Genomic DNA, 24155 nt, shown 5'->3' with positions numbered 1-24155 from the left:
TCATTAGTGATTCACTACCCGATCAGGAGACACACACCGGTGACCCACCCACTAAACGCCACACCAACGATGCCTAGCCTTTATGGCGATGTAATCTCTACCTTTATGAACGTAGCGAAAGCAACTGATCCCAAGGCAACCGATGCTGAGGTAGTGGTAAGTGGTGTGCCGTTTGATCTGGCTTGCTCCGGCCGCTCAGGCACTCGTATGGGGCCCAATGCCATTCGCCAAAGCACTGCCAATTTAATTTGGGAAGGCAAGCGTTGGCCCTGGGACTTCGCGTTAGAAGAGCGGCTTCAGGTGTGTGATGCAGGCAACGTTGATTATGCCTATGGCGAACCCGAAAGCCTGGTCGACAATCTGGAAAATCATGCCAACCGCTGGTTGAGCGCGGGTAAAAAGATGCTGACGCTGGGCGGTGATCACTACATCAGCCTACCGCTGCTGCGCGCTCACGCCCGCGAGCACGGCCCGCTGGCACTGATTCATTTTGACGCTCACACCGACACCTATGAGCAAGGCACGCGTTTTGATCACGGCACCATTTTTCACCACGCCTTAAAAGAAGGTTTGGTCGTGCCCGAACACTCCCTGCAAATTGGCATTCGCACCAGCTACGACCGCCACAACCATCCCTATGAAGTGCTGGATGCCGACTGGGTAAACGATAACGGCCCCAAAGCGGTGCTCGAAAAGATTCGCGCCCGGGTGGGCCATCACCCCGCCTACGTCACGCTGGATATCGACGGCCTTGACCCCGCTTACGCCCCCGGCACAGGCACCCCGGTCTGCGGCGGTATGTCCACCGACCTAATGCTGAAAGTCATTCGTGGCATGGTGGGCATGGATCTCATTGGCATGGATGTCGTGGAAGTGAATCCCGCCTACGATCACGGCGACATCACCTCGCTTGCCGCTGCCACCTTAGCGTTGGAGTTCTTGTATACGCTGGCAGCATCTAAAAAGGCGTGATGGCTCCTCGTTCAGTGCGCCATTAGCAGCTCGGCCATCTCAAGGCTTACGGTATTGAGATGGCCGAGGCGAAACAGGCTACCCTTGAGAGGCCGCTAGCGCTTGATCGATATCCGCCAGCAGATCGTCGATATGCTCAATGCCGATCGACAGGCGCACCATATCCGGCGTGACCCCAGCGGCCTTTAACTCCTGCTCGTTGAGCTGGCGGTGTGTGGTAGAGGCGGGAATGGAAGAGCAGCTTTTAGCATCGCCGATATTCACGAGGCGCAGGATCAGCGCCAGCGCGTCGTAGAAGCGCTCTCCAGCAGCCTGACCGCCTTCAATACCAAAGCTAAGGATTCCCGAGGCATGGCCGTTCATATAGCGTCGCGCCAGGCCATGATCGGGATGACTCTCCAAACCTGCATAGTGCACCCAGGTGACTAACGGATGACGCTGCAAATGATTGGCAACGGCTAAAGCGTTAGCGCAGATCCGTTCGATACGCAGCGAGAGTGTCTCCAGGCCCTGGAGCAGGTTCCAGGCCGCTTGGGCAGAGAGCGCTGCCCCCATGTTACGTAATGGCACCACTCGGGCACGGGCAATAAAGGCCGCATCGCCCACATCACGGGTATAACTAACGCCATGATAGGAGATGTCAGGCTCGTTAAGTAACGGGAAGCGGTTGGCATGCTCAGCCCAGGGAAAGGTGCCCGAATCAACAATCACACCACCCACCGTGGTGCCGTGGCCGCCGATATATTTAGTCGCGGAGTGAGCGACAACATCCGCTCCATGCTCAATGGGACGGCATAAGAATGGCGTAGCTGTGGTGTTATCGACCATCACCGGAACCCCATGGCGATGCGCCACCTCGGCGAGTCTTGCCAGGTCGACGACCCCACCCGATGGGTTACCAATACTTTCACAGAAAACCGCTTTGGTACGCTCATCAATCAGTGCTTCTAGGCCGTCAATATCGTCTTTATCCGCAAAGCGCACCTGAATGCCTTGGCGCGGCAAAGTGTGGGCAAACAGGTTATAGGTACCGCCATACAGCTCACTGATCGAGACAATATTATCGCCCGCTTCAGCAATGGTCTGGATCGCATAGGTAATTGCCGCCATCCCAGAAGCGACAGCCAATCCGGCAATGCCTCCCTCCAGCGCGGCTACCCGCTGCTCAAGCACGGCGCAGGTCGGGTTCATAATGCGCGAGTAAATGTTTCCTTCGACTTTAAGGTCAAAGAGATCCGCCGCATGCTGCGCATTATCGAATGAAAAAGATGTGGTTTGGTGAATGGGTACGGCAACCGCGTTTTGTGAATCTGGTGAATAACCATGGTGGAGGGCAATGGTTTCTGGCCTCATGGGAATGACTCGCTATTTTTGTTGAGATTCGCTATTGATCCTAAACAAGCGCTGCCCTGAAGGCCAACTATCTTCAGCCTTCCGAGCCAACGTCATGTTTAACAGTGAAGACTCTCACCCATGCCACTCGCTGCGCGCCACTGCATCATGGTCATGGAGCTTTTGGCGTGCACGCTTTTAACGAGGCACCATAGCCATGCTTAAGGGTATTTCATGGTTGTACATTATGTGTTTAGTTTAGGATTAAAAGTATCGTGGCTCGCTGGGTTGATCTGCAATACGGGAAGCGACGGGAGGACTTTGTTATTTCTAGTTAGGTAGATATCACCATGATTAATCGTGAAGGCATTCATCAGCGACCAGACCAAGTAATTGATATCACGGGTTGGGATGTTCACCAAGATTATGAAGTTTTCCCAGTAGGCGCTCGCGATAAATCACTCCGGGTCTGTCCTGACCCAGCTCCTTATGATTTTTGTATGCCTGGGCACCGCTATTTATTTAAAGAAGCTATCAAAAGCGCGAGAAACTCTGATGAGCCTCGCTACCCTGACCAATACTGGTCTGAGGTGATCGCCTTTCATATTGGCCGTTTAATGGGGCTTACGCTTCCTCCCGTTTTTGTTGCCATTGATTCCTCTCGAAACGAACCAGGTACAGTCAACGAATGGTTCATTGGTTATGCTGATAGTAGAGAAGATCGCTATGTTGCTGGCGTAGATTACTTGCAACGGCTGATACCAGCGTTTGATGTAGATAAAGGTAGGCAGCATAATTTAACATCCATTATCGAATTAAGCCGTGTGCTAGAGAGAGGCGGATGGCTTGCTCATGATTGGCAACAATACTGGGGGCTTTGCCTATGTTTTGATGCATTAATTGGCAATACTGATCGCCACCAAGAGAATTGGGGATTGATTTGGGGAGAAATAGGCCCAACTGCTCGTTACACGCCCTACTTTGATAATGGCACCAGCCTCGGGCACGAGTTGCAGCCCCAGAAAATGCAGCGCATGATGCGCGACCATAACGAATTCAATGCCTACCTTAAAAGAGGGCAGCACCACATGCGCTGGGCCAAAGGCGACAAAAAGCGCCTGCCGCTTATTCAGGGCGTTACTCAGTATTGTCAGCAATTCCCTGCTATTCGACCAATACTGATAGAGCGCTTACAACGTTGGTGCGATGATGACCTTAGAGACACCCTGAATAACTTAACTTACTTTGACATTCCACATCCCATTACCCAACAACGTGCTGACTTCATAGCGTTTTTGACTCTGACAAGGAGAGAGCGCCTGTTACAGGCTCTGGAGAACTGATATGACCCGCTTAATCGAACACTTGGTGGAACCACACCGGCTGCTGCTTTATTGGCAGGCACGCGAGAGCAAAATGCGCTCTCGCCACCTAGTGGGTGAGCTGGTCAAGCGGGACGAGAAAGTGGTTCTGGTGTATGACCTAGACAGTCCAGAGCTTGAAGAAGCCAAGCGCTTAGGCTTTCGAGGCTACCCGGCGTTTCCTATGAAGCAAGCAGTGCACAACCATCAGGTACTGGAAGCTTTCACTCGCCGCTTGCCGCCACGCAGTCGTCGTGACTTTGGGCGTTATCTTGAACTGCGCGCTATCCCAGTGGATGCCAATATTAGCGACTTCGCCTTACTGGGCTACAGTGGCGCCAAGCTACCCAATGACGGGTTTGAACTTGTTCACCCTTTCGACAATCCACCTGAAGCCTTCGAGGTGTTAGTCGAAATAGCAGGCTTCCGACATGAATCACAGCTTGATATAACAGATTTACAGGTAGGCTGCGGCGTTCAATTTGTACCCGAACCTGAGAACCCTGTGGATGCTGCTGCCATCTGCATCGAAAGTGCAGGGCGCAAACTGGGCTATGTACCGAGAGGGCACCTCGACATGCTGCACCGCATGTTAGAAGAAGGCGCTATCCTCGAAGGGGAAGTATTCCGCACCAACGGCACCTCAGAACGCCCGCTCGTCTATATTCTGACGCGTATTTTAAATGGCGACCTCCCATTTCATGCACTGAAAATGCGGGCCTAGCCTTGGTCATGCCATAAATCTCCTCACCATTCCCAACGTTTAGCGTTGGGATAGTAGAGACTAAACGTATCACGCGTCACCGCATTGCAAACGCGTCCCATCTTGTGCAGGGTGCGAGTAAACCTGATGATTACGTACATTGATGATTGAGACCACTGTCGTCCAAAACGCGGTGTCTCATTAATTTACCAAGTTGGTGGAGGTCGTGAAGGTACATGTCGAGTCTTGCCATCACGTATGACGTAAAGATGAAGGCATAAATAACCACCATGACGGCAAACGGGTCGTTGAGCCAAACAAGCCCTGTCATCGATACCTCATAGTTGAGGGTATAAATACTCATGCCCCCTAATAGCTGGACCAAAAAACAGTTGGTAATGATCAATGTGATCAGAATCCCCCTCACATCAATCGTTGGTAACCTTGTTGAAAAACCAGGCATATGACGTACGCGGGTATTAGCTTTATCGCGTTCGAACATCAACCTCTGCCGACGCCGTAACAACGGGATCGCATAGGTACTTTCCTGCTCTTGTGAAAACGCTGTCCGCGCGATTTCGAGATCAATGTCGGTGCCCAGTAAGCGTGACACCGACTGGTCAAATGTTGACCAGTCGTTGGTTTCAACAGCAAGGCGGGCGTCGTTGGATAGAGTAGTTAAATGGCTTTTATCGGCATTCGATAACTTCTTGTCATTGCCGAAATTTATATTGTAGTGCGTTTCATATACCTGATAGAGCGCCGCGGTCACCCCGACAATAATCAATAAAAAGACTATATATACCAACATTTTGAAACCTCTCAGCGGAAAAAGCCATGTGGCGGGCAGGACACGGCGATGGCTATCTATACCTAGCGTTTTCTCACTAATGGTGAGTACAGGCACTGGCAATGCCATCAAACAGAATAATTAGCCTTAAAACTAATAGGGTGACTATGCCTGCTCATCGCGTATCTGTACAGGCTCAGGAAGCTCCGGAAGAAGCGTATCAGCTTCACTGACGTTAAATATTTAATAAGTGTAGGACATTAAAAGAAGAGAGGGTTGTGCATAAATAGCAAACGCCGGACTCCCGCCTTTGCGGGCGTCCGGCGTTTGCTTATATTTTCTCAGGTGCTTCTCAGCACTCAATGGCATTAACGGCCAAGCCGCCTTTGGAGGTTTCTTTATATTTATCCAGCATATCTCTGCCAGTATCGCGCATGGTACGGATGACCTTGTCCAACGAAATGAAGTGGGTCCCATCACCACGCAACGCCATTTGCGCTGCATTGATCGCTTTAACCGTGGCAATGGCGTTGCGCTCAATACAGGGAATCTGCACTAATCCACCGACAGGGTCACAGGTTAATCCTAAATTGTGCTCCAGCCCGATTTCCGCCGCATGCTCTACCTGTTCAGGGGTGCCTCCCATCACATCAGCCAAACCAGCGGCGGCCATGGCACACGCCGACCCGACCTCGCCTTGGCAACCTACTTCAGCGCCGGAAATCGAGGCATTTTTCTTGCAGAGGATGCCAATGGCGCCTGCTGCCAGTAAAAAATCCACCACGTTTTTCTCACAGGCATTCGGCTGAAATTTCATGTAATAGTGCAAGACAGCAGGAATAATGCCCGCGGCGCCGTTGGTAGGTGCCGTTACCATCCGCCCCCCTGCAGCGTTTTCTTCGTTAACGGCGAGCGCAAAAATATTTACCCACTCCATCGCTGAAAACGTCGTGGCAATTAGGCAGTCATTCTGTTCCGCCGCTTGAAGACGCTGATGAAGCAGCTTGGCCCGCCGTTTGACGTTCAGTCCGCCAGGCAGAATCCCCTCGTGGGAAAGTCCATTGTCAATGCATTCGCACATGACCTGCCAGATACGCCACAGCTCGTTTCTGACCTCTTCTTCTGTGCGCCAGACTTTTTCGTTTTCCAACATCAGACGGCTGACACTCAGCTGCTCCTGTTTACACAACGCCAAGAGCTCTGCAGCAGTGTCAAAGTTGTACGGAAGTCTCACGCCCGCCAAATCATCCAGGGGCATATCGACCTGAGCTTGTTCCACCACAAAACCACCACCGACCGAATAATAGGTGTTTTCATACAGCAACTGGCCTTGAGAAGTAAAAGCAGCCAGCCTCATGGCATTAGGGTGGTGGGGTAAACTCTCTTCATGAAAATAAAGATCGCGTTGCCAATCGAACACCACTTCTTTTTGTTGGCCCAGCTGTAATGTTTGGCTCTCTTTAAGCGACTGGATAGCGGGTTCAATAATCACCGGGTCTATCGTGTCAGGACGCTCGCCCAATAGCCCCATGATAATCGCGTGATCGGTAGCGTGCCCGACCCCGGTCGCAGAAAGCGAACCGTAAAGATGAATTTCAATGTGCCCCACGTCATTAAGCAGGCGGTTTTCTCGCAGTGTAGTGACATACTTAAAGGCCGCCTGCATGGGCCCAACAGTATGGGAACTGGAGGGGCCTACGCCAATCTTGAAAAGGTCGAAGACACTGATAGGCATTGGAACACCTCTTGACGTTTAAATAGGGGAAAATCAGGCGACGCCTGAGACTTTGAAAATTATTTATTAATGTAATCTTAAATACGTTTAACCATCCTTATCGATGGCCTTTTTTATTTTAGTTATAACATTTATCAACACGCTTTATCGCACTTAATAAAGGGCTAGCTGTTGCGCCCGCAAACGCCTGTTCGCCGCAACAGTAACCCAATAATAAAAGCGCATTCTAAATGTTCACTTTTTAATAAAAGAGCTATTAAAAAAGCGTTAGTTACCAAACACCACCGTACGCCCTGAATAAAAAAACACACGGCGTTCCAAGTGATAGCCAATTGCCCTGGCCAGCGTTAAGCACTCGATATCACGCCCCTTGGCAACCAGATCTTCGGGATAATGGGTGTGATCCACAGGCTCGACCCCTTGGGCAATAATCGGCCCTTCATCAAGATCATTATTGATGTAGTGCGCCGTTGCACCGACAAGCTTAACCCCTTTCTCATACGCCTGATGATAAGGCTTTGCGCCTTTAAAACCGGGCAACAGCGAGTGATGGATATTGATGGCCCGCCCGGCCAACAGCTCACACATGGGGGGCGAAAGCACCTGCATGTACCTTGCCAGCACGACTAGTTCAGCGTTCGTTTCCGCGATGATGTCGCGCACCTGAGCTTCCTGCTGCAATTTAGTCTCAGGAGTAATGGGTAAATAGTGATACGGCAAGCCGTGCCATGCCGCTAATGGCTCCAGATCCGGATGGTTGGAAATCACCGCCCTGATATCGAGGGGCAACTGCCCGGTACGATAACGATAGAGAAGATCGTTCAGGCAGTGGTCCGCTTTTGAGACCAGAATCACGGTGCCGGTACGCTTATCCGGCGCAGTGAGTTCAAACTGCATGTCGAATTCGCCTGCCCGCGCCGCAAAATCGGCGTGAAAGCTATCTTCATGGAACGAGTCCAGCTCGGGACGGAACTCGGCGCGAATGAAAAAGCGCCCGCCGAGCCGATCATCGAACGAGTTGAGTTCGGTGATATAACACGCTTGTTCTTTTAAAAAGCGCGTAACGACGTCCACCGTTCCCAAGCGACTAGGGCATTGGGCAGCCAGTATCCAGGTATCACTCATTCGGCTCATTGTGTATCTCGTTTAGCGGCAGGTGATAAAGACCGGAACACTGTTCCGGCCTGACTGCTTATTGTTGTACGTCGACACCATATTCTGCCGCTGCATCCAGTAGCCAGCGGTAGCAGTAGTCGGCAAAGCTGCGTCGTATCACTAGCTCCCAGCGATCTTCACTGGGGCGGCGCAGGATGGTGGTCGCCTTGGCAAACACCGTCGTAACCCCTTTGCCCACCGGAAAATTGCTGGGATGCACGTCATAGATGACCGTCTTCATCAACAGCTCTTGCGCCGCTTCGCCGGACACTTCTATCACGGTCTGGCCGCCGCTAACGTCGCTGATCGCAAAGTGGGCACTGCCCAAATACTCGCGCAGTTTGGTCTCAAGCGTGAACTCCTCGCCACCTGGCACGATCACCAACCATTCATCCGGCGAAAGCCACTGAATGGAGCGCTCCCCACTGGCATCCTGCACCAGCATTTGGGGTTGGCCGGGCAGGTTGAGTCCCAGTACGTCGCGCACTGCCTCGTCGAGTACAATGGCACCACCACGTAGGATCAGATGACCAAGCATTGCCCGCTCGCGTAGCTGAAGCCGGCTGGCACTACCGGTGCGAGGAGCGCCGCTTTGCCGATAGCTATAAGCCAATGGAGACTCAACCGGGATAGCAGTATCGGTACGGGTATCGAAGGTAGCCGCATTAGACATTTTGGCGCTCTCCCTTGGGATCATAGAAAATAGTGCTGACGATTTCGGCTTCATGGGTCTGGCCATCCGCCATGGGCAGATAGACGGTCTCGCCCATTTTCTCGAGGCCACCCTTGATCACCGCGAGCGCAAACCCTGAATCCAAAATCGGACTGTAGTAGCTGGAGGTGACATGCCCGACCATCGGCATGGGGATCGCATGCTTGGGATCAAGCACGATCTGGGCGCCCTCTTCGAGTATCACCTTCGGGTCCTTGGGCCTGAGGCCCACCAACTGTTTGCGGTTCTCACGCTTGGTATCGCTACGCGTTAGGGCGCGCTTGCCAATCCATGAGTACGGCTTGTCGTAACCGACACACCACTGCATGCCCAGGTCTTCAGGCGTGACAGAGCCGTCGGTTTCCTGGCCCACAATAATGAAACCCTTTTCAGCCCGCAGAACGTGCATGGTCTCGGTGCCATAGGGTGTCAGACCATACTTCTCGCCATGCTTGAACAGGGTCTGCCATACATGCATGGCGTAGTTGGCTTGCACGTTGATCTCAAACGTCAGCTCGCCGGTAAAGGAGATGCGAAAGACGCGCGCGGGAACCCCCGCCACTTTTCCGGATCGCCAATCCATAAACTTGAAGCTATCGCGGTCAAGATCGAGATCACTGATCTCAGCGAGCAGCTTGCGCGCTTCCGGGCCGGTGATGGTCATGGTGGCCCAGTGGTCGGTCACAGACGAGAAATAGACATCCAGTTCCGGCCATTCCGTTTGGTGCCACAGTTCCAACCATTCCAAGATCGCCGCGGCGCCGCCGGTCGTCGTGGTCATCAAAAAGTGGTTTTCGGCCAGGCAACTGGTTACACCGTCGTCGGTGACCATGCCATCGTCTTTACACATCAGGCCATAACGACACTTGCCAACCGCGAGTTTTTCCCACTTATTGGTATAAACCCGCGCCAGGAATTCACGCGCATCCGGCCCTTGAATATCAATCTTGCCAAGCGTCGAGGCATCCAGAATCCCAACCTTTTCACGCACGGCCAGGCACTCACGGGCAACCGCCTCGTGCATCGTTTCGGTCTTTCCAGCCACTTTCTGCGGGTAGTACCAGGACCGTTTCCACTGGCCGACGTCCTCGAACTCGGCGCCGCGCTCTACGTGCCACTGATGAAGCGCGGTGTAGCGTTCAGGGTCGAACAGGTCTCGGCAATGTCGCCCGACGATAGCGCCGAACGTTACCGGCGTATAGTTGGGACGGAACACCGTGGTGCCTACGTCAGGAATGGAGCGTCCCAAGCAGCGGGCCGCAATCGCCATACCGTTGATATTGCCCAGCTTGCCTTGGTCCGTCCCGAAGCCCATCGCGGTATAGCGCTTGATGTGCTCGATGGATTCAAAACCTTCCCGGGTCGCAAGCTCAATGCCCGCCGCGGTAACGTCGTTCTGGAGATCGACGAACTGCTTAGGCCCACGCAGTGTTGGCTTCTCGTGGGGTACTTGGAAGAGCGCCACGGCGGGGCCCTGCTGAAGATAATCGCTACTGGGCAGGCTGACCGCTTGCGTGGCATGACCTGTCGCAGCCGCTGCTTTAATACCCGCTTCGACGCCCTCGGCGAGTACATCGCCCATTGCATAGGTGCCCTTGGCACCGCCGCATGCCTGCACGTTCTTCACGAGCCCCGGCACAAAGCCGATAATATCGTCGCGCCAGGTAGGCCGTGCGCCGGTATGAGACGCCAGGTGGATCACCGGGCTGTAGCCACCAGAGCTTGCAATGGTGTCGCAGGCCAGCTCCTGAATGGGGCCACTCACCTTGAATGCGTCCCTGTCGATCTTGGCGACCCGTGCGGCGGAGACCCGATTGCTGCCCTTCGCCTCGATAACAGCGCTACCAGCCATGATCTTGATGCCCTGAGCGCGGGCGGCGTCCACCCAATCACCCGCAGGCGCCTCGCGGGCATCAACAATAGCGACGACCTCGCAACCGGCTTCTTTCCAATCCAGCGCCGCACGATAGCCATAGTCGTTACTGGTCGAGAGCACCAGTTTGCGGCCCGGCGCCACGCCATAGCGGCGGATATAGGTCGACACCGCGCCAGCGACTAGATTGCCCGGCACATCGTTACCGGCATACACCAGCGGGCGCTCGTGAGCACCGGTGGACAGAATTACCTGGCCTGCGCGGACCCGATGCAGGCGAGCACGTACTGGGCGGTGACCTTTTTCCACCGGCGCCGTATCTCCCAGGTGCTCGGTGCGCCGCTCATGCAGAGTCACAAAGTTGTGGTCGTGGAAGCCGTTAGCCGTGGTGCGTGGCAGCAACGTGACGTTTTCACAACCAGCCAGCTCTTCAAGCACCCGAGCCACCCACTGGTCTGCCGGTTTGCCATCCAGCTGTTCACGACTGGCCAGCAGCGAGCCGCCCATTTCTTCCTGCTCGTCGGCAACGATCACTCGTGCACCGCTGCGTGCGGCGGCCAACGCCGCCGCCAAGCCCGCGGCGCCTGCACCCACCACCAGCACATCGCAATGCTGATTAAAGTGGTCATAGCTATCCGGATCGGCTTCCATGGGGCTGCGGCCAAGGCCCGCCGCCTTGCGAATATATTTCTCGTAGGTCAGCCACATTGAGGCTGGCGCCATGAAGGTCTTGTAGTAGAAGCCCGGCGGCATGAACTGCCCGCCCAGCTTGCCGACCAACCCCATCAGGTCGCGCTGAACGTTCGGCCAACCGTTGGTGCTGCTCGCGCTCAGGCCGTCATACAGCGCCTGCTGGGTGGCACGCACATTGGGCACCTGGCCAGCTTCGCTGCTGCCCAACTGCACGATGGCATTGGGCTCTTCGGCGCCGGCAGCAACAATGCCGCGGGGGCGCGAGTATTTAAAGCTGCGGTTGACGATATCCACGCCATTGGCCAGCAGCGCCGAGGCCAGGGTATCCCCGGGGTGCCCTTGGTAACGCTGACCGTTAAAGGTAAAGCTCAGCGTCCGGGAGCGGTCGATACGGCCGCCCGTGTTAAGGCGGTACACTTGTTGCTTGGACTGGCTCATACCTGCTCTCCCTTGGCCGATGGCACTGCGGCGCTGGTGGCACCCACGGTCTGTTGACCACCACCGGCCACCTGCACATTGCCCTGCGTTTGCTGGCTCGCCAGGCTCTCGGCGGTAACACGGGGCTGCTCACCCATTTTGTAGGTCTCGAGAATCTCGTAGCTCACGGTGTGACGCGTCATATTGAAAAACTTGCGGCAACCCACCGCGTGCACCCACATTTCGTGATGCACGCCACGCGGGTTGTCACGGAAAAACAGGTAGTCACCCCATTCTTCGTCACTACACGCCTCGGGCTCTTTAGGTCGCTCAATATGCGCCTGGCCCTTGGGGTGAAATTCCTCTTCTTCACGGTGCTCACCGCAGTAGGGGCAGTAGATATAGAACATGCTGATACTCCTCTCTTACAAACCCTAGTGAGCCACGCCGGCAGCGCCGTGCTCGTCGATCAGCGCACCGCTATGGAAGCGGAACATGGAGAACGGTTCGGCAATGGGGTGCATATCACCCTTGGCCAGGCTGGCGGCGAACACATGCCCCGAGCCTGGTGTGGCCTTGAAGCCGCCGGTTCCCCAACCGCAGTTGAAGTACAGACCCTTCACCGGTGTTTTGGAGATGATCGGACAGGCATCCGGACAGGTATCTACAATACCGCCCCACTGACGGTTCATGCGTACGCGAGAGAAGATCGGGAACATCTCGACGATCGCCTGAAGCGTATGTTCAACCGTAGGATAGCTGCCACGCTGACCGTAGCCGTTGTAGCCGTCGATACCCGCGCCGATCACCAAGTCGCCCTTGTCTGACTGGCTGACATAGCCATGCACGTGGTTCGACATCACCACGGTGTCGAGAATGGGTTTGATCGGCTCGGAGACCAGAGCCTGCAGAGGGTGCGACTCCAACGGCAGATTAAAGCCGCCCATCTTGGCCAGCACGCTGGAATTACCAGCCGTTACGCAGCCCACGGTCTTGGCCTCTATGTCGCCACGGTTGGTATGTACACCGTAGATCTGTCCGTCACGAATCTTGAAACCGGTGACTTCGGTCTGCTGAAGGATATCCACGCCGTGAGCATCGGCACCACGCGCATAGCCCCAGGCTACCGCGTCGTGGCGTGCCACCCCTGCACGCGGCTGCCAGGAGGCACCCATCACTGGGTAGCGGGCATTCTTGGAACAATCCATGATCGGCACCAATTCCTGCACACCTTTGGCATCCAGCACTTCGCCGTCAATACCGTTCAGACGGTTGGCGTTAACACGCCGCTGTATATCTCGCATGTCCTGCAGCGTATGCCCCAGGTTGAGCACCCCCCGCTGGGAGAACATCACGTTGTAGTTAAGGTCCTGCGAGAGTCCTTCCCACAATTTCATGGAATGTTCGTAAAGAGCAGCCGCTTCGTCCCATAAGTAGTTGGAACGCACGATGGTGGTATTACGGGCGGTATTCCCCCCGCCCAGCCAGCCTTTCTCAATGACCGCGACATTCTTGACGCCGAACTCTTTAGCCAGGTAGTAGGCCGTGGCCAAGCCGTGCCCGCCGCCACCGACGATGATCACATCGTACTGCTTCTTGGGGGTGGGGTTGCGCCACTGACGCTCCCAATTCTCATGGTGGCTCAGCGCGTGCTTGACCAGGCCGAAGCCGGAATAGCGTTGCATAGTGATCTCCTCAGTTCAGCCGCGCCGGGCCTTGCCGGCAAGCCGATTCAAGCAATGGATTCGACGGCTTCAGTGACGGGTTCTGCGTAGACAGGGTGCCGAGCACATACGTCGGTCACTTTGGAGCGCACGTCAGCTTCAATGGAGGCGGTGTCACTATCAGCAGCCAATTCGTCGAGAATGTCGCATATCCAGCCAGCCAGTTCGCTGCACTCCTGGGCGTTGAAGCCACGCGTGGTGACCGCAGGAGTACCAATACGCAGACCGGAGGTCACGAAAGGACTTTGGGGATCATTGGGGACCGTATTCTTGTTGACCGTGATATGCGCACGACCCAGAGCAGCATCTGCGTCCTTACCCGTAATACCCTGGCGGATAAGCGAGACAAGAAAGAGGTGGTCATCGGTACCGCCAGACACCACATCATAGCCACGCTCGACAAACACGCTGGCCATGGCCCGAGCATTATCGATGACCTGCTGTTGATAGCGCACAAACTCCTGATTCATGGCTTCCTTGAAGGCTACCGCCTTGGCGGCGATCACATGCATCAACGGGCCGCCTTGCTGGCCCGGGAAGACGGCACCATTAAGCTTTTTGTAGAGTGCCTCGTCGCCATGCGCAGAGAGAATCAAACCACCACGCGGGCCGCGCAGGGTTTTGTGGGTCGTGGTAGTCACCACATGGGCGAAAGGAAGCGGGCTTGGGTAAAGACCGGCAGCAACCAAACCTGCAACGTGCGCCATATCGACCATCAGGTAGGCGCCTACTTCGTCGGCGATGGCACGAAAACGGCGCCAGTTCACGACCCGAGAGTAGGCAGAGAAACCAGCGATGATCATCTTTGGTTGATGCTCGCGGGCCAAGCGCTCGACTTCTTCATAGTCGATCTCACCCGTCTCCGGCTTGAGACCGTACTGGACAGCGTTGTAGTGCTTGCCTGAGAAATTGGGCGCAGCACCATGCGTCAAGTGGCCACCGTGAGCGAGGCTCATCCCCAATATGGTATCACCCGGAGACACCAGCGCCATGAACACGGCGGCATTGGCCTGGGCGCCGGAATGCGGCTGGACGTTGGCATAGTTGGCACTAAATAGATCACACGCTCGCTCAATGGCCAACGCTTCAACCTTGTCAACGAACTCACACCCACCGTAGTAGCGTCGAGCTGGGTAGCCCTCTGCATACTTGTTGGTCAGCTGCGAACCTTGCGCTTCCATGACAAGTTTACTGGTGTAATTTTCGGAGGCGATTAATTCAATATGTGCTTCTTGACGTACCGTTTCCTCAGCAATTGCCTCAGCGAGCAATGAGTCATAATTGGCTAAACGGGCACTGGGGGAAAAATTATTCTGAAGCATTACCGCCTCCTCATTAGTCACTTTTTTATTAAGTGCTGGACATACTCTTTATCGTTAATGCTGATATACCTAGGTCGCTTTCAACCAAAGTCCCTATCAACGCGTTGTTACCGCGATACTATCGTTGGTTTCCGGGCCCAAGATGCTTGCCGACGTCACCACCCGATGCATTTGCGACATCGGTAACAATTAGGTTACGGCTGGGGATGAGTCGCTGAAAAAGCAAAAGGTAAAGACCAAAAAACTCGTCACGACGGGGTGATCCAACGCGCCATGGCGACCCGTCAGCCGAGAAAAAAACTTCGTTAAGGTTAATTATTAATTAGCGATTAAAAACACAACGCCCTATACAGCGAGTGCCGTATAGGGCGGTTTGTTGTATGGAGCAAGTAACGTTATTGGTGCTAAAAATCGACCACCAGATCGCCTTTAGGACGACTACAGCAGGAGAGGATATAACCTTCTTCGACATCTTCATCCGTAATGCCGCCGTTATGCTCCATTTCGACTTCACCTGATTTGAGCTCTACGCGACACGTACCGCAAATCCCCATGCCGCAAGCCTTGGGAATATGCAGACCCAGCTTCGCCGCTGCCGCATGAACCGTCTCATTAGGCTGGATCTTGACGCTTTTTCCAGAAGAGGCAAACTCGACGCTGTGTAAATCACTGCAATCGACATTTTCGGCGTCGACCTCTGCCTGTTCGGCCAGTTCAAGCACGTCCTCACGAACGTCGACCGGCGTGGCGCCAAACGACTCTTCGTGGTAATGACTCATATCAAAATTCTTGCTTTTCAAAATATTCTTGATGGCGTTCATGTAGGGTGTAGGACCGCAACAAAAAATTTCCCGCTCCATGAAGTCCGGCACCATCAACTCAAACAGTGGCTGGGTGAGGTAACCGCGATAGCCAGCCCACGCCTCACCAATATCTTCCTTACTCTCACAGATGATGTGCAGTTTGAACTCGGGAATCCGCGAAAACATATGCACCAGTTCGCGATGGTAAATAACATCGCGGGGCGCACGCGCGCTGTGTATAAATTCCACGTCGACGGTGGCGTTGGTATCGAAAAGCCAACGCGTCATGGACATCAATGGCGTAATGCCCACCCCGCCAGACAGAAACAGCACTTTCTCAGCAGGAAAGTCGATCGAATTAAAATTACCGACCGGCCCGTGCACTGCCAGCTCGTCACCTACTTTTAAATTAGCATGCAGCCAATTGGATACCTTGCCTCCCGGCACCTGCTTAACGGTGATCGAAAAACTGTAAGGGATGGAGGGAGAGCTTGAAATCGTATAGGAGCGCATGATCGGCTGATTATCAATTTCAAGCTCCAGCGTTACGAACTGGCCTGGCTTGAAAAAGAACAGCACCGGCTGTTCGGCCATGAAACAGAACGTGCGTACATCCTGGGTTTCCTGAATGACCTTAACGCAACGTACCTGATGGCGGCCGTTGGTCCAGGTTTGGGTCGTGACCGGATTGAAGAAATTTGTTGTCATTATCGCCTCTGCCTGACCAGCCTTCATCTTTATGCATCACCGGACCGTAGTCACTACACGGCCAGCACCTTGAGCTGCATTTTGGGGACGCGCCCACTAACCAACTTGCCTGACAGCGACGCGTACTTACCTTGTGCCACTCTTGATCACTTAGAAACCGCTTTTTAAGTCGCCACTACACCACCTGATGTCGCGGGTAGATAACTGGCAGGGGTGAGCCTGCAACACAATCTGTCCTAACGTCAGGTAGCGATGAATAAAACGCCAGGTTACGCAGCAAAACAACAAGACATGCACTCTTGATTAATGACCGACTCGCAGCCCTTGAGGGGGAGCAGTGGTTTACGAGGATTCTGGTATGGAAAAAAGTGTTTCTTACATAATGGACGACCCACTCGCCGCGGCTCGTACGTCAACGATTGAGATGCTGCAAACCAGGGAGCGCAATTTCTCGCTTCCGCAGCCATTTTATAACGATGCCCGCCTGTTCGCGCTTGATATGCAGGAGGTCTTTGAGAAGGAATGGCTGTTCGCTGGCATGACATGCGAGATCCCTACCAAGGGCAACTTCATGACGCTGGATATTGGTGATAATCCCGTCGTGATTGTGCGTGGCAGTGAAGGAACTATCCATGCATTTCACAATGTGTGCCGCCACCGCGGGTCGCGCCTGTGTGTAAAAGATAAAGGTAAAGTGGCAAAGCTAGTATGTCCCTATCATCAGTGGACCTACGAGCTTGATGGGCGCTTATTATTTGCCGGTAGCGATATGGGCACAAACTTCAATCTCGACCAATTTGGGCTCAAGCCGGTCAGCGTTCGCAACGCCGGTGGCTTCATCTTTATCAACCTGAGCGAAAAGCCGCCCGCGATTGATGATTTTCTGGAAACGCTTGATCACTATCTTGAACCGTACCAGATGGATAACGTCAAGGTCGCTGTAGAGTCGAGTATCGTTGAGCAAGCCAACTGGAAGCTAGTCATCGAAAACAACCGTGAGTGCTATCACTGCAATGGCGCCCACCCAGAGCTGCTTAATTCATTACAAGAGTTTGATGACACCGAAGACCCCCGCGCCACGCCCGCTTACAAAACACTGGTAGCGCGTAAACAGGCAGATTGGGATCAGGATCAGGTGCCTTACCAATTGAAGCGGTTTGGCCAGCAAAATCGTCTGACCCGCACGCCGCTGTTGGATGGCATTGTCTCAATGACGATGGATGGCCAGCCCGGCTGCCAGAAGCTGATGGGACGCTTATCGAGCCCTGATATGGGCTCCCTGCGCATCCTGCACCTGCCCAACTCCTGGAATCACTTCATGGGTGATCACGCCGTCGTGTTCCGCGTGCTGCCGCTTGGCCCGCAGAAAACCATGGTGACCACCAAATGGCTGGTTCATAAGGATGCCGTGGAAGGCGTTGACTACGATCCCGAGAAGCTTCGCCGCGTATGGGATGCGACCAACGACCAGGACCGCCAACTTGCCGAAGAGAACCAGCGCGGCATCAACTCCATCGCGTATCAACCCGGCCCTTATTCGGAAACCTACGAGTTCGGCGTTATCGATTTTGTCGACTGGTATGCCAACCGCATGCTAGAGAACTTAGCCCAAGACGCCCCCTCACTAAAGATAGCGCAAGGCTGAGTTTTTCCTGAACGCAGTACAGACAAACGGACTGGCCCGCTTATGCGGGCCAGTTTCGTTTGAATATTCAGAACACCTGTTGCTCTATACCACCATCCAGCTCAGAGCCTAACAAGCCGCTACAGCCAATATGACCCTTCACACCTATTCGTTGCCTTCCCTGGCATTATTCTGTGCATCCCTCACCTTCGTTAAGCGTCGGTCTCCTCCAACATCGCGGTTTCCGAGCGGCTCAAGTGACAGGCGGCATACTTGAACTCGGGGATCTTGCCATAAGGGTCCAGCGCCGGATTGGTCAACAGGTTGGCCGCCGCTTCCTCGTAGCAGAACGGCACGAAGACCATGCCCTCTGGCATGCCAGGATCCGTCCTTGCCTTGAGGGTAATGCTGCCACGCCGGGTGGCGATCGTTAGATCATCGCCCGGTTTCATCCCCAGCCGGATAAGCTCAGCAGGGGCCAAGCTCGCCACCGCTTCTGGTTCCAGATCATCAAGCACCTTGGCACGCCGGGTCATGGAGCCGGTGTGCCAGTGTTCCAACTGACGCCCGGTGGTCAGCACCGTCGGGTAATCGGCATCTACTGGTTCATCCGGTGGTAGCGGGCGTGTGGGGGCGAATTTTGCTCGCCCACTGAGCGTTGGGAAGGCATCGCTGAAGACCACGTCATGCCCCGCGGCATCATCGGCTGGGCAGGGATAGGTCACCGACTGTTCGCGCTCCAAACGCTCCCAGGAAATATGATCAAGAGAAGCCATACCCTGCTTCATCTCGGCGAAGACGTCCCGTGGGTGCTGATAGTTCCAGCCCAGTCCGAAACGTTTGGCTATTTCCTGAATGATCCACCAGTCCGGCTTGGCCTGGCCGGGAAGCGGAAGTGCTGCACGCCCCATCTGCACCTGGCGATTGGTGTTGGTAACGGTGCCGTTCTTCTCGGGCCAGGCGGAGGCAGGCAGGATGACATCGGCGAACTGGGCGGTCTCAGTGACAAACAGATCCTGCACCACCAGATGTTCAAGCTTGGCCAAAGCGGCCCGCGCATGGGCTAGATCAGGGTCGGACATTGCCGGGTTTTCGCCCTGGATATACATGCCGCGAATGGTGCCTGCGGCAATGGCGTCCATGATTTCAACCACGGTGAGGCCAGGCGTGGGATCCAGCTTCGTGTTCCATAGCTCTTCAAACGCCGCGCGTACCTGATCATCGCTGACCGGCTGGTAGTCCGGCATTACCATGGGAATCAGCCCCGCATCAGATGCCCCCTGCACGTTGTTCTGCCCGCGCAAAGGATGCAGGCCAGTGCCAGGGCGTCCTGTCTGACCACAGGCCAGGGCGAGTGAAATCAGACAGCGAGCGTTGTCGGTGCCGTGGGTGTGCTGGGAAATCCCCATGCCCCAGAAAATCATCGCCCGTTCAGCGTTGGCATAAAGCCTTGCCACTTCACGGATGGTTTCAGGCTCAACACCGCACAGACCGCTCATTGCTTCGGGAGTCATGTCGACAGTATGTATTTTCAGGGCCTCGAAGCCCTCGGTATGCTCGGCGATATAGGCCGTGTCATAGAGTTCTTCGCTGATAATCACATTCAGGATGGCATTAAACAGCGCCACATCGGCGCCGGGTGAAAAGCGCACGCTCAGGTGAGCGTACGCATCCAGCGCCTGACCGCGAGGGTCAAGGATCAGTATCTTGGTGCCACGCTTGGCAGCCTGCTTGAAAAAGGTCGCCGCCACGGGGTGATTCACGGCAGGATTACAGCCAGTAAGAATGACCACATCAGCTTGGCTTGCCTGCATAAAGGAGGCGGTAACCGAACCTGAACCAATACACTCCATCAACGCCGCGACCGAGCTTGCGTGGCATAACCGGGTACAGTGATCCACATGGTTGGAGCCAAAGCCGGTACGTACCAGTTTCTGGAACAGCCACGCTTCTTCGTTGGAGCATTTGGCGCTGCCGAACCCTGCCAGGGAATCAGGCCCATGGGCTGCTTTAAGATCCACAAGCCCGCCAGCAGCCACCTCCAGCGCTTCATCCCAGCTCGCCTCACGGAAATGCGTCAGCGGTTTGGCGGGATCGAAATCCGGGTCCAGGCCTTTAACGATCCCTTCGCGGCGAATCAGCGGTGTGACAAGCCGGGATGGGTGGCGCGGATAGTCATAGCCGAAGCGACCTTTAACACACAAACGACTCTCATTAGAGGGGCCGTCGCGACCTTCCACATAAAGGATCTCGTCGTCCTTGATATGGTAGGTGAGCTGGCAGCCAACGCCGCAGTAGGGGCATACCGAGTCAACCTTGCGATCGGCAACGGTAGAATCGCCGCGCCCCTCTGCGTTGATCAAGGTAGCGGGCATCAGGGCGCCGGTGGGGCAGGCCTGAACACACTCGCCACAGGCCACGCAGGTACTGGCGCCCATGGGGTCGTCGAAATCAAACACGATCTTTGACGCCGCCCCGCGGTGGGCCATGCCAATCACATCGTTGACCTGCACTTCTCGACAAGCGCGTACGCACAGGTTGCACTCGATGCAGGCGTCGAGATTGACGCTCATGGCAGAGTGGCTGCTGTCTTGCGCAAGGCTATCTGCCCGGAGAGACACATGCTTCACGGTGGGGGTTACACGCTCGTCACGCCGGGGTAACGTACGGCGTACCTCGGTGGCATCAATGGCTAGCTGGTCGGCCATGGCCCAGAAATGGCTGGCGCGATCAGGACTATCCTCGCGCTCTGGCTGATCGACCAGCAGCATCTCCATGACCATCTTGCGGGCCGCATGAGCGCGTTCGGAACGTGCGCTATTGACCACCATGCCAGGGGCTGCTTCGCGCAGACAGCTGGCGGCCAGGACGCGCTCGCCCTCGATTTCCACCATGCAGGCGCGGCAGTTACCGTCGGCGCGGTAGCCACTGGCATCCTTGAAACACAGATGGGGAATGGTCTCGCCGGCACGCTTGGCCACCTGCCAGATACTTTCACCGGGGTATGCGCTGACCTCGACGCCGTCCAGCGTCAGCGTAAAGCTTTTGCTTAAGCTCTGCTCGCTCATACTCATGTTCATTTCCCCTACCCCCTGACGATGACGTTCTGAGCGGCAAGTTCGCCGCGGAAGTCCTTGAGCAGCCCCAGCACCGGGTTTGGTGCCGCCTGACCAAGCCCACAAATGGAGGCATCTATCATCACTTGGGAGAGCTGCGTCATCAGCCCAGCATCCCATTCGTCGCGCTCAAGCAACGTCAGCATCTTTTCCGTGCCCACCCGACAAGGCGTGCATTGACCGCAGGACTCGTCGGCAAAGAAGGCCAAGAGATTAGTCGCTACCGCGCGTAGATCGTCCTGGTCGGAGAGCACGATGACCGCGGCCGAACCAATAAAACTGCCGTGCGCCTGCAGCGTATCGAAGTCGAGGGGGATATCAGCCTTGGCTGCGGGCAGAATACCGCCCGAGGCGCCACCAGGAAGATAGGCCGCCAAGCGGTGGCCATCGGCCATGCCGCCGCCATATTCGTCAATCAACTCGTTGAGGGTGATGCCCGCTGGAGCCAAATAGACCCCGGGCTGCTTGACTCGGCCCGACAGCGAGAAGCTGCGCAGCCCCACGCGGCCATTGCGCCCCTGGCTTGAGAAGGCCTCAGCGCCGCGCTGCCAGATCATCGGAATCCAGTACACAGTCTCGACGTTATTGACCAACGTTGGCTGGTTAAATAGCCCTTTCTGGGCCACAAACGGCGGGCGGTGTCGAGGCTTGCCCGGTTTGCCTTCCAGCGACTCGATCATCGCCGATTCTTCGCCGCAGATATAGGCGCCAGCGCCGCGGCGCAGCACAATATAGCCAGGCGCTACCAAGCCAGCGGCCTCAAGCTCGCCAATGGCCTCGCGCATCACAATATGCAACGCTGGGTACTCATCGCGCAGATAGATATACAGCGCCGCGGCGTCTATCGCCCAGGCGCTGACCAGCGCACCTTCAAGAAACTGATGCGGCGAGCGTTCAAGGTAATAGCGATCCTTGAAGGTACCGGGCTCGCCTTCGTCGGCATTGATAGCGCAGTAGCGGGGGCCGGTCTCCTGGCGCACGAAGGTCCATTTTTTAAACGTCGGGAAACCCGCGCCGCCCAAGCCGCGCAAGTTGGCCTGCTGCATTGCCTCCATCAATGACTCTACCGTGACGTCACCTTGACGGCAGGCCTGGAGCAATGCCAAACCGCCCTCGCTGCGATAGTCGTCAAGTCGCTGCCAGGCGACGGGGTCGGGGTGAAAATGCGCCGCCTCGATCACCGATGCGATACGCGCCTGAGTAGCAAACGGCACATGATTGTGCCCAACCTCCACCACCGGCGCCGTGTCGCACCGTCCCATGCAGGGAGCGCGCAGCACCCGCACCTGTTCGATATCCACGCTCGCCTCCAGCTGTGCCTTAAGCGCCTCGGCGCCGGCCAGTTGGCAGGTTAGAGAATCACACACGCGAATGGTGACCGCAGGCGGTGGCAGTTGGTCGTCGTGAATAACATCGAAGTGCGCATAAAAGGTGGCGGTCTCGTAGACCGCGGCCATGGGCAGGTTCATGTAAGCAGCCAGGGCACGTAAATCCGCCAGTGGCAGATAGCCCCTGATGTCCTGAATGGCGTGCAGGTGTTCGATCAATAGGTCGCGGCGACGCAACGAGGCGTCCTGGCGTTCATCGCCCAGCAGTTCACGCAATGCCTCAAGAAGATGGGGATCGAGTTCACGGCCGCGGGGCTTGCCGCGAAAGCGGCGCTTGGGGATCACGGTCTGGACGGTCATGGGTTACTCATTATTATCTTGATCGGCTCTAGGCCGAATGAACAAAGACGGCACCCCGCGGGGCGCCGTCTAGGGTCGCACTAACCTGCCGTTGAGCAAGCTTAAAACTTGTCACTCAGTGAGTGAAACTCATCATCAAGCCACGCTGCCATGAGGATCAATCACGAATTTCTTGGCCGCACCACCATCGAAGTCGGCGTAGCCCTGGGGCGCCTGATCCAGAGTGATCATCTGGACATTGACCGCATCGGCAATATTGACCTTGCCGAACAGGATTGCCTGCATCAGCGGGCGATGGTACTTCATCACCGGGCACTGTCCAGTATGAAAGCTATGGGACTTGGCCCAACCAAGGCCAAAGCGCATGCTCAGCGCCCCTTGCTTGGCGGCGTCGTCAGCGGCGCCCGGGTCTTCGGTCACGTAAAGGCCGGGAATACCGATTTGCCCGCCCGCACGCGTCAGCGACATCGCCGAGTTCAGTACGGTAGCTGGTGCTTCCTTACCATGGTTGCAGCCACAGGCGTGGGCCTCGAAGCCGACGCAATCGACAAACGCATCGACCTCACGTTCACCCAGGATCACTTCGATCTTGTCGGCCATGTCGCCGTCCTGAGTCAGATCGATGGTTTCGCAACCAAAGCTGCGCGCCTGGGCCAGACGCTCTTCGACCATATCGCCGACGATCACGCAGGCCGCCCCCAGCAGTTGAGCGGAAACCGCCGCCGCCAGACCAACGGGGCCAGCACCAGCGATATAAACGGTGCTTCCCGGACCAACACCGGCGGTCACGCAGCCGTGGAAGCCGGTAGGGAAGATATCGGAGAGCAAGGTGAGATCTTTGATCTTCTCCATGGCCTGGTCGCTATCGGGGAACTTCAGAAGGTTAAAATCGGCATAGGGAACCATGACGTATTCGGTTTGCCCGCCGACCCAGCCGCCCATATCCACATAGCCATAAGCAGCGCCGGGCCGGGATGGATTGACGTTTAGGCAAATACCGGTACGGCCTTCTTTACAATTACGGCAGCGACCACAGGCAATATTGAACGGCACCGAAACCAGGTCGCCTGGATGGATAAATTCGACATCGCGTCCGCACTCGACGACTAGGCCGGTAATTTCATGGCCGAGCACCAAACCAGCGGGCGCGGTAGTACGGCCACGTACCATATGCTGGTCGCTGCCACAGATATTGGTGGTGACGACCTTGAGAATGACACCGTGCTCGCATTTGCGATTACCGAGGGCAAGCTCAGGATAATCAATGGATTCAACGGCGACTTCACCGGCCCCCTTGTAGACAACTCCGCGGTTGGCTGCGCTCATGGCTGGCTCCTGTGGTTATTGTTCTGATCAAAATGGTTGTTTGCTCGTAGCCACCCTATCCCCTCCACGCCGTAAGACTTACTCCAAAAAGGCATTCACAT

17 protein-coding genes are annotated in these 24155 nt (G+C 55.6%); 4 read left to right on the top strand and 13 right to left on the bottom strand.

The genetic code is table 11. The features are described from left to right. The first annotated feature begins 69 nt into the window (after positions 1-69). On the top strand, positions 70-972 hold the full coding sequence (gene speB, locus ACFFLD_RS16745; protein ID WP_386042872.1) for an agmatinase: 903 nt from the start codon (positions 70-72) through the stop codon (positions 970-972). Between the two features lie 78 nt (positions 973-1050). Here speB and ACFFLD_RS16740 read toward each other — a convergent pair whose 3' ends face one another. Continuing rightward, positions 1051-2325: an O-acetylhomoserine aminocarboxypropyltransferase/cysteine synthase family protein gene (locus ACFFLD_RS16740; RefSeq protein ID WP_386042407.1), complete on the bottom strand. Its 1275-nt coding sequence runs from the start codon at positions 2323-2325 to the stop codon at positions 1051-1053. 329 nt (positions 2326-2654) lie between these two features. Between ACFFLD_RS16740 and ACFFLD_RS16735 the strand changes: the two genes are divergently transcribed. After that, the gene (locus ACFFLD_RS16735; protein ID WP_386042405.1) at positions 2655-3647 is read left to right on the top strand and encodes a hypothetical protein; all 993 of its coding nucleotides are present in this window, start codon (positions 2655-2657) and stop codon (positions 3645-3647) included. Between the two features lies 1 nt (position 3648). Further along, a complete protein-coding gene (locus ACFFLD_RS16730; protein WP_386042403.1) occupies positions 3649-4389 on the top strand; it encodes an HIRAN domain-containing protein in 741 nt (246 codons plus the stop codon). Between the two features lie 130 nt (positions 4390-4519). On the opposite strand, the gene ACFFLD_RS16725 is transcribed toward ACFFLD_RS16730, so the two are convergent. The 9 genes from ACFFLD_RS16725 to ACFFLD_RS16685 form a co-directional block, all read right to left on the bottom strand. Then, positions 4520-5287, bottom strand: a complete 768-nt coding sequence (locus ACFFLD_RS16725; RefSeq protein WP_386042401.1) for a hypothetical protein — start codon at positions 5285-5287, stop codon at positions 4520-4522. A 223-nt stretch (positions 5288-5510) separates the two neighbouring features. Further along, positions 5511-6893, bottom strand: coding sequence for an L-serine ammonia-lyase (locus ACFFLD_RS16720; RefSeq protein WP_386042399.1), 1383 nt, complete (start codon positions 6891-6893; stop codon positions 5511-5513). A 267-nt stretch (positions 6894-7160) separates the two neighbouring features. Continuing rightward, positions 7161-8027, bottom strand: coding sequence for a formyltetrahydrofolate deformylase (purU, locus tag ACFFLD_RS16715; RefSeq protein WP_386042397.1), 867 nt, complete (start codon positions 8025-8027; stop codon positions 7161-7163). A 58-nt stretch (positions 8028-8085) separates the two neighbouring features. Further along, entirely contained in the window at positions 8086-8721 is a 636-nt protein-coding gene (locus tag ACFFLD_RS16710; protein WP_386042395.1) for a sarcosine oxidase subunit gamma, read from the bottom strand. Beyond that, positions 8714-11764, bottom strand: a complete 3051-nt coding sequence (locus tag ACFFLD_RS16705; protein WP_386042393.1) for a sarcosine oxidase subunit alpha family protein — start codon at positions 11762-11764, stop codon at positions 8714-8716. Before ACFFLD_RS16705 ends, ACFFLD_RS16710 begins: the two co-directional genes overlap by 8 nt. Continuing rightward, positions 11761-12153 carry a sarcosine oxidase subunit delta gene (locus ACFFLD_RS16700; RefSeq protein ID WP_386042391.1) on the bottom strand — a complete coding sequence of 131 codons (393 nt, stop codon included), beginning with the start codon at positions 12151-12153 and terminating at the stop codon, positions 11761-11763. Before ACFFLD_RS16700 ends, ACFFLD_RS16705 begins: the two co-directional genes overlap by 4 nt. A gap of 24 nt (positions 12154-12177) precedes the next feature. Further along, positions 12178-13428: a sarcosine oxidase subunit beta family protein gene (locus tag ACFFLD_RS16695; protein ID WP_386042389.1), complete on the bottom strand. Its 1251-nt coding sequence runs from the start codon at positions 13426-13428 to the stop codon at positions 12178-12180. Between the two features lie 47 nt (positions 13429-13475). Next, on the bottom strand, positions 13476-14789 hold the full coding sequence (gene glyA, locus ACFFLD_RS16690) for a serine hydroxymethyltransferase (RefSeq protein ID WP_386042387.1): 1314 nt from the start codon (positions 14787-14789) through the stop codon (positions 13476-13478). Between the two features lie 404 nt (positions 14790-15193). Next, positions 15194-16300 (bottom strand): FAD-binding oxidoreductase, encoded by a 1107-nt coding sequence (locus ACFFLD_RS16685; RefSeq protein WP_386042385.1) that lies wholly within the window; start codon positions 16298-16300, stop codon positions 15194-15196. Between the two features lie 358 nt (positions 16301-16658). Between ACFFLD_RS16685 and ACFFLD_RS16680 the strand changes: the two genes are divergently transcribed. Further along, a complete protein-coding gene (locus tag ACFFLD_RS16680) occupies positions 16659-17945 on the top strand; it encodes an aromatic ring-hydroxylating oxygenase subunit alpha (RefSeq protein ID WP_386042383.1) in 1287 nt (428 codons plus the stop codon). Between the two features lie 191 nt (positions 17946-18136). Here ACFFLD_RS16680 and fdhF read toward each other — a convergent pair whose 3' ends face one another. The 3 genes from fdhF to fdhA form a co-directional block, all read right to left on the bottom strand. Further along, positions 18137-20998, bottom strand: a complete 2862-nt coding sequence (gene fdhF, locus ACFFLD_RS16675) for a formate dehydrogenase subunit alpha (protein ID WP_386042381.1) — start codon at positions 20996-20998, stop codon at positions 18137-18139. Positions 20999-21009: 11 nt separating this feature from the next. Further along, entirely contained in the window at positions 21010-22728 is a 1719-nt protein-coding gene (locus tag ACFFLD_RS16670) for an NAD(P)H-dependent oxidoreductase subunit E (RefSeq protein WP_386042379.1), read from the bottom strand. A 135-nt stretch (positions 22729-22863) separates the two neighbouring features. Next, positions 22864-24054: a formaldehyde dehydrogenase, glutathione-independent gene (gene fdhA / locus ACFFLD_RS16665; protein WP_386042377.1), complete on the bottom strand. Its 1191-nt coding sequence runs from the start codon at positions 24052-24054 to the stop codon at positions 22864-22866. Between the last annotated feature and the right edge of the window lie 101 nt (positions 24055-24155).

This window comes from Vreelandella sulfidaeris (assembly GCF_042429665.1).
Classification (GTDB): Bacteria; Pseudomonadota; Gammaproteobacteria; order Pseudomonadales; family Halomonadaceae; genus Vreelandella.
Note: the sequence above shows the minus strand (reverse complement) of the source record. Positions and strands in the feature narration are given on the sequence as shown.

Bases quoted from the DNA above. Each gene is read 5' to 3' on its own strand.
- speB (WP_386042872.1), top strand. From the start codon at position 70: ATGCCTAGCCTTTATGGCGATGTAATCTCTACCTTTATGAACGTAGCG.
- ACFFLD_RS16740 (WP_386042407.1), bottom strand. From the start codon at position 2,325: ATGAGGCCAGAAACCATTGCCCTCCACCATGGTTATTCACCAGATTCA.
- ACFFLD_RS16735 (WP_386042405.1), top strand. From the start codon at position 2,655: ATGATTAATCGTGAAGGCATTCATCAGCGACCAGACCAAGTAATTGAT.
- ACFFLD_RS16730 (WP_386042403.1), top strand. From the start codon at position 3,649: ATGACCCGCTTAATCGAACACTTGGTGGAACCACACCGGCTGCTGCTT.
- ACFFLD_RS16725 (WP_386042401.1), bottom strand. From the start codon at position 5,287: ATGGCATTGCCAGTGCCTGTACTCACCATTAGTGAGAAAACGCTAGGT.
- ACFFLD_RS16720 (WP_386042399.1), bottom strand. From the start codon at position 6,893: ATGCCTATCAGTGTCTTCGACCTTTTCAAGATTGGCGTAGGCCCCTCC.
- purU (WP_386042397.1), bottom strand. From the start codon at position 8,027: ATGAGCCGAATGAGTGATACCTGGATACTGGCTGCCCAATGCCCTAGT.
- ACFFLD_RS16710 (WP_386042395.1), bottom strand. From the start codon at position 8,721: ATGTCTAATGCGGCTACCTTCGATACCCGTACCGATACTGCTATCCCG.
- ACFFLD_RS16705 (WP_386042393.1), bottom strand. From the start codon at position 11,764: ATGAGCCAGTCCAAGCAACAAGTGTACCGCCTTAACACGGGCGGCCGT.
- ACFFLD_RS16700 (WP_386042391.1), bottom strand. From the start codon at position 12,153: ATGTTCTATATCTACTGCCCCTACTGCGGTGAGCACCGTGAAGAAGAG.
- ACFFLD_RS16695 (WP_386042389.1), bottom strand. From the start codon at position 13,428: ATGCAACGCTATTCCGGCTTCGGCCTGGTCAAGCACGCGCTGAGCCAC.
- glyA (WP_386042387.1), bottom strand. From the start codon at position 14,789: ATGCTTCAGAATAATTTTTCCCCCAGTGCCCGTTTAGCCAATTATGAC.
- ACFFLD_RS16685 (WP_386042385.1), bottom strand. From the start codon at position 16,300: ATGACAACAAATTTCTTCAATCCGGTCACGACCCAAACCTGGACCAAC.
- ACFFLD_RS16680 (WP_386042383.1), top strand. From the start codon at position 16,659: ATGGAAAAAAGTGTTTCTTACATAATGGACGACCCACTCGCCGCGGCT.
- fdhF (WP_386042381.1), bottom strand. From the start codon at position 20,998: ATGAGTATGAGCGAGCAGAGCTTAAGCAAAAGCTTTACGCTGACGCTG.
- ACFFLD_RS16670 (WP_386042379.1), bottom strand. From the start codon at position 22,728: ATGACCGTCCAGACCGTGATCCCCAAGCGCCGCTTTCGCGGCAAGCCC.
- fdhA (WP_386042377.1), bottom strand. From the start codon at position 24,054: ATGAGCGCAGCCAACCGCGGAGTTGTCTACAAGGGGGCCGGTGAAGTC.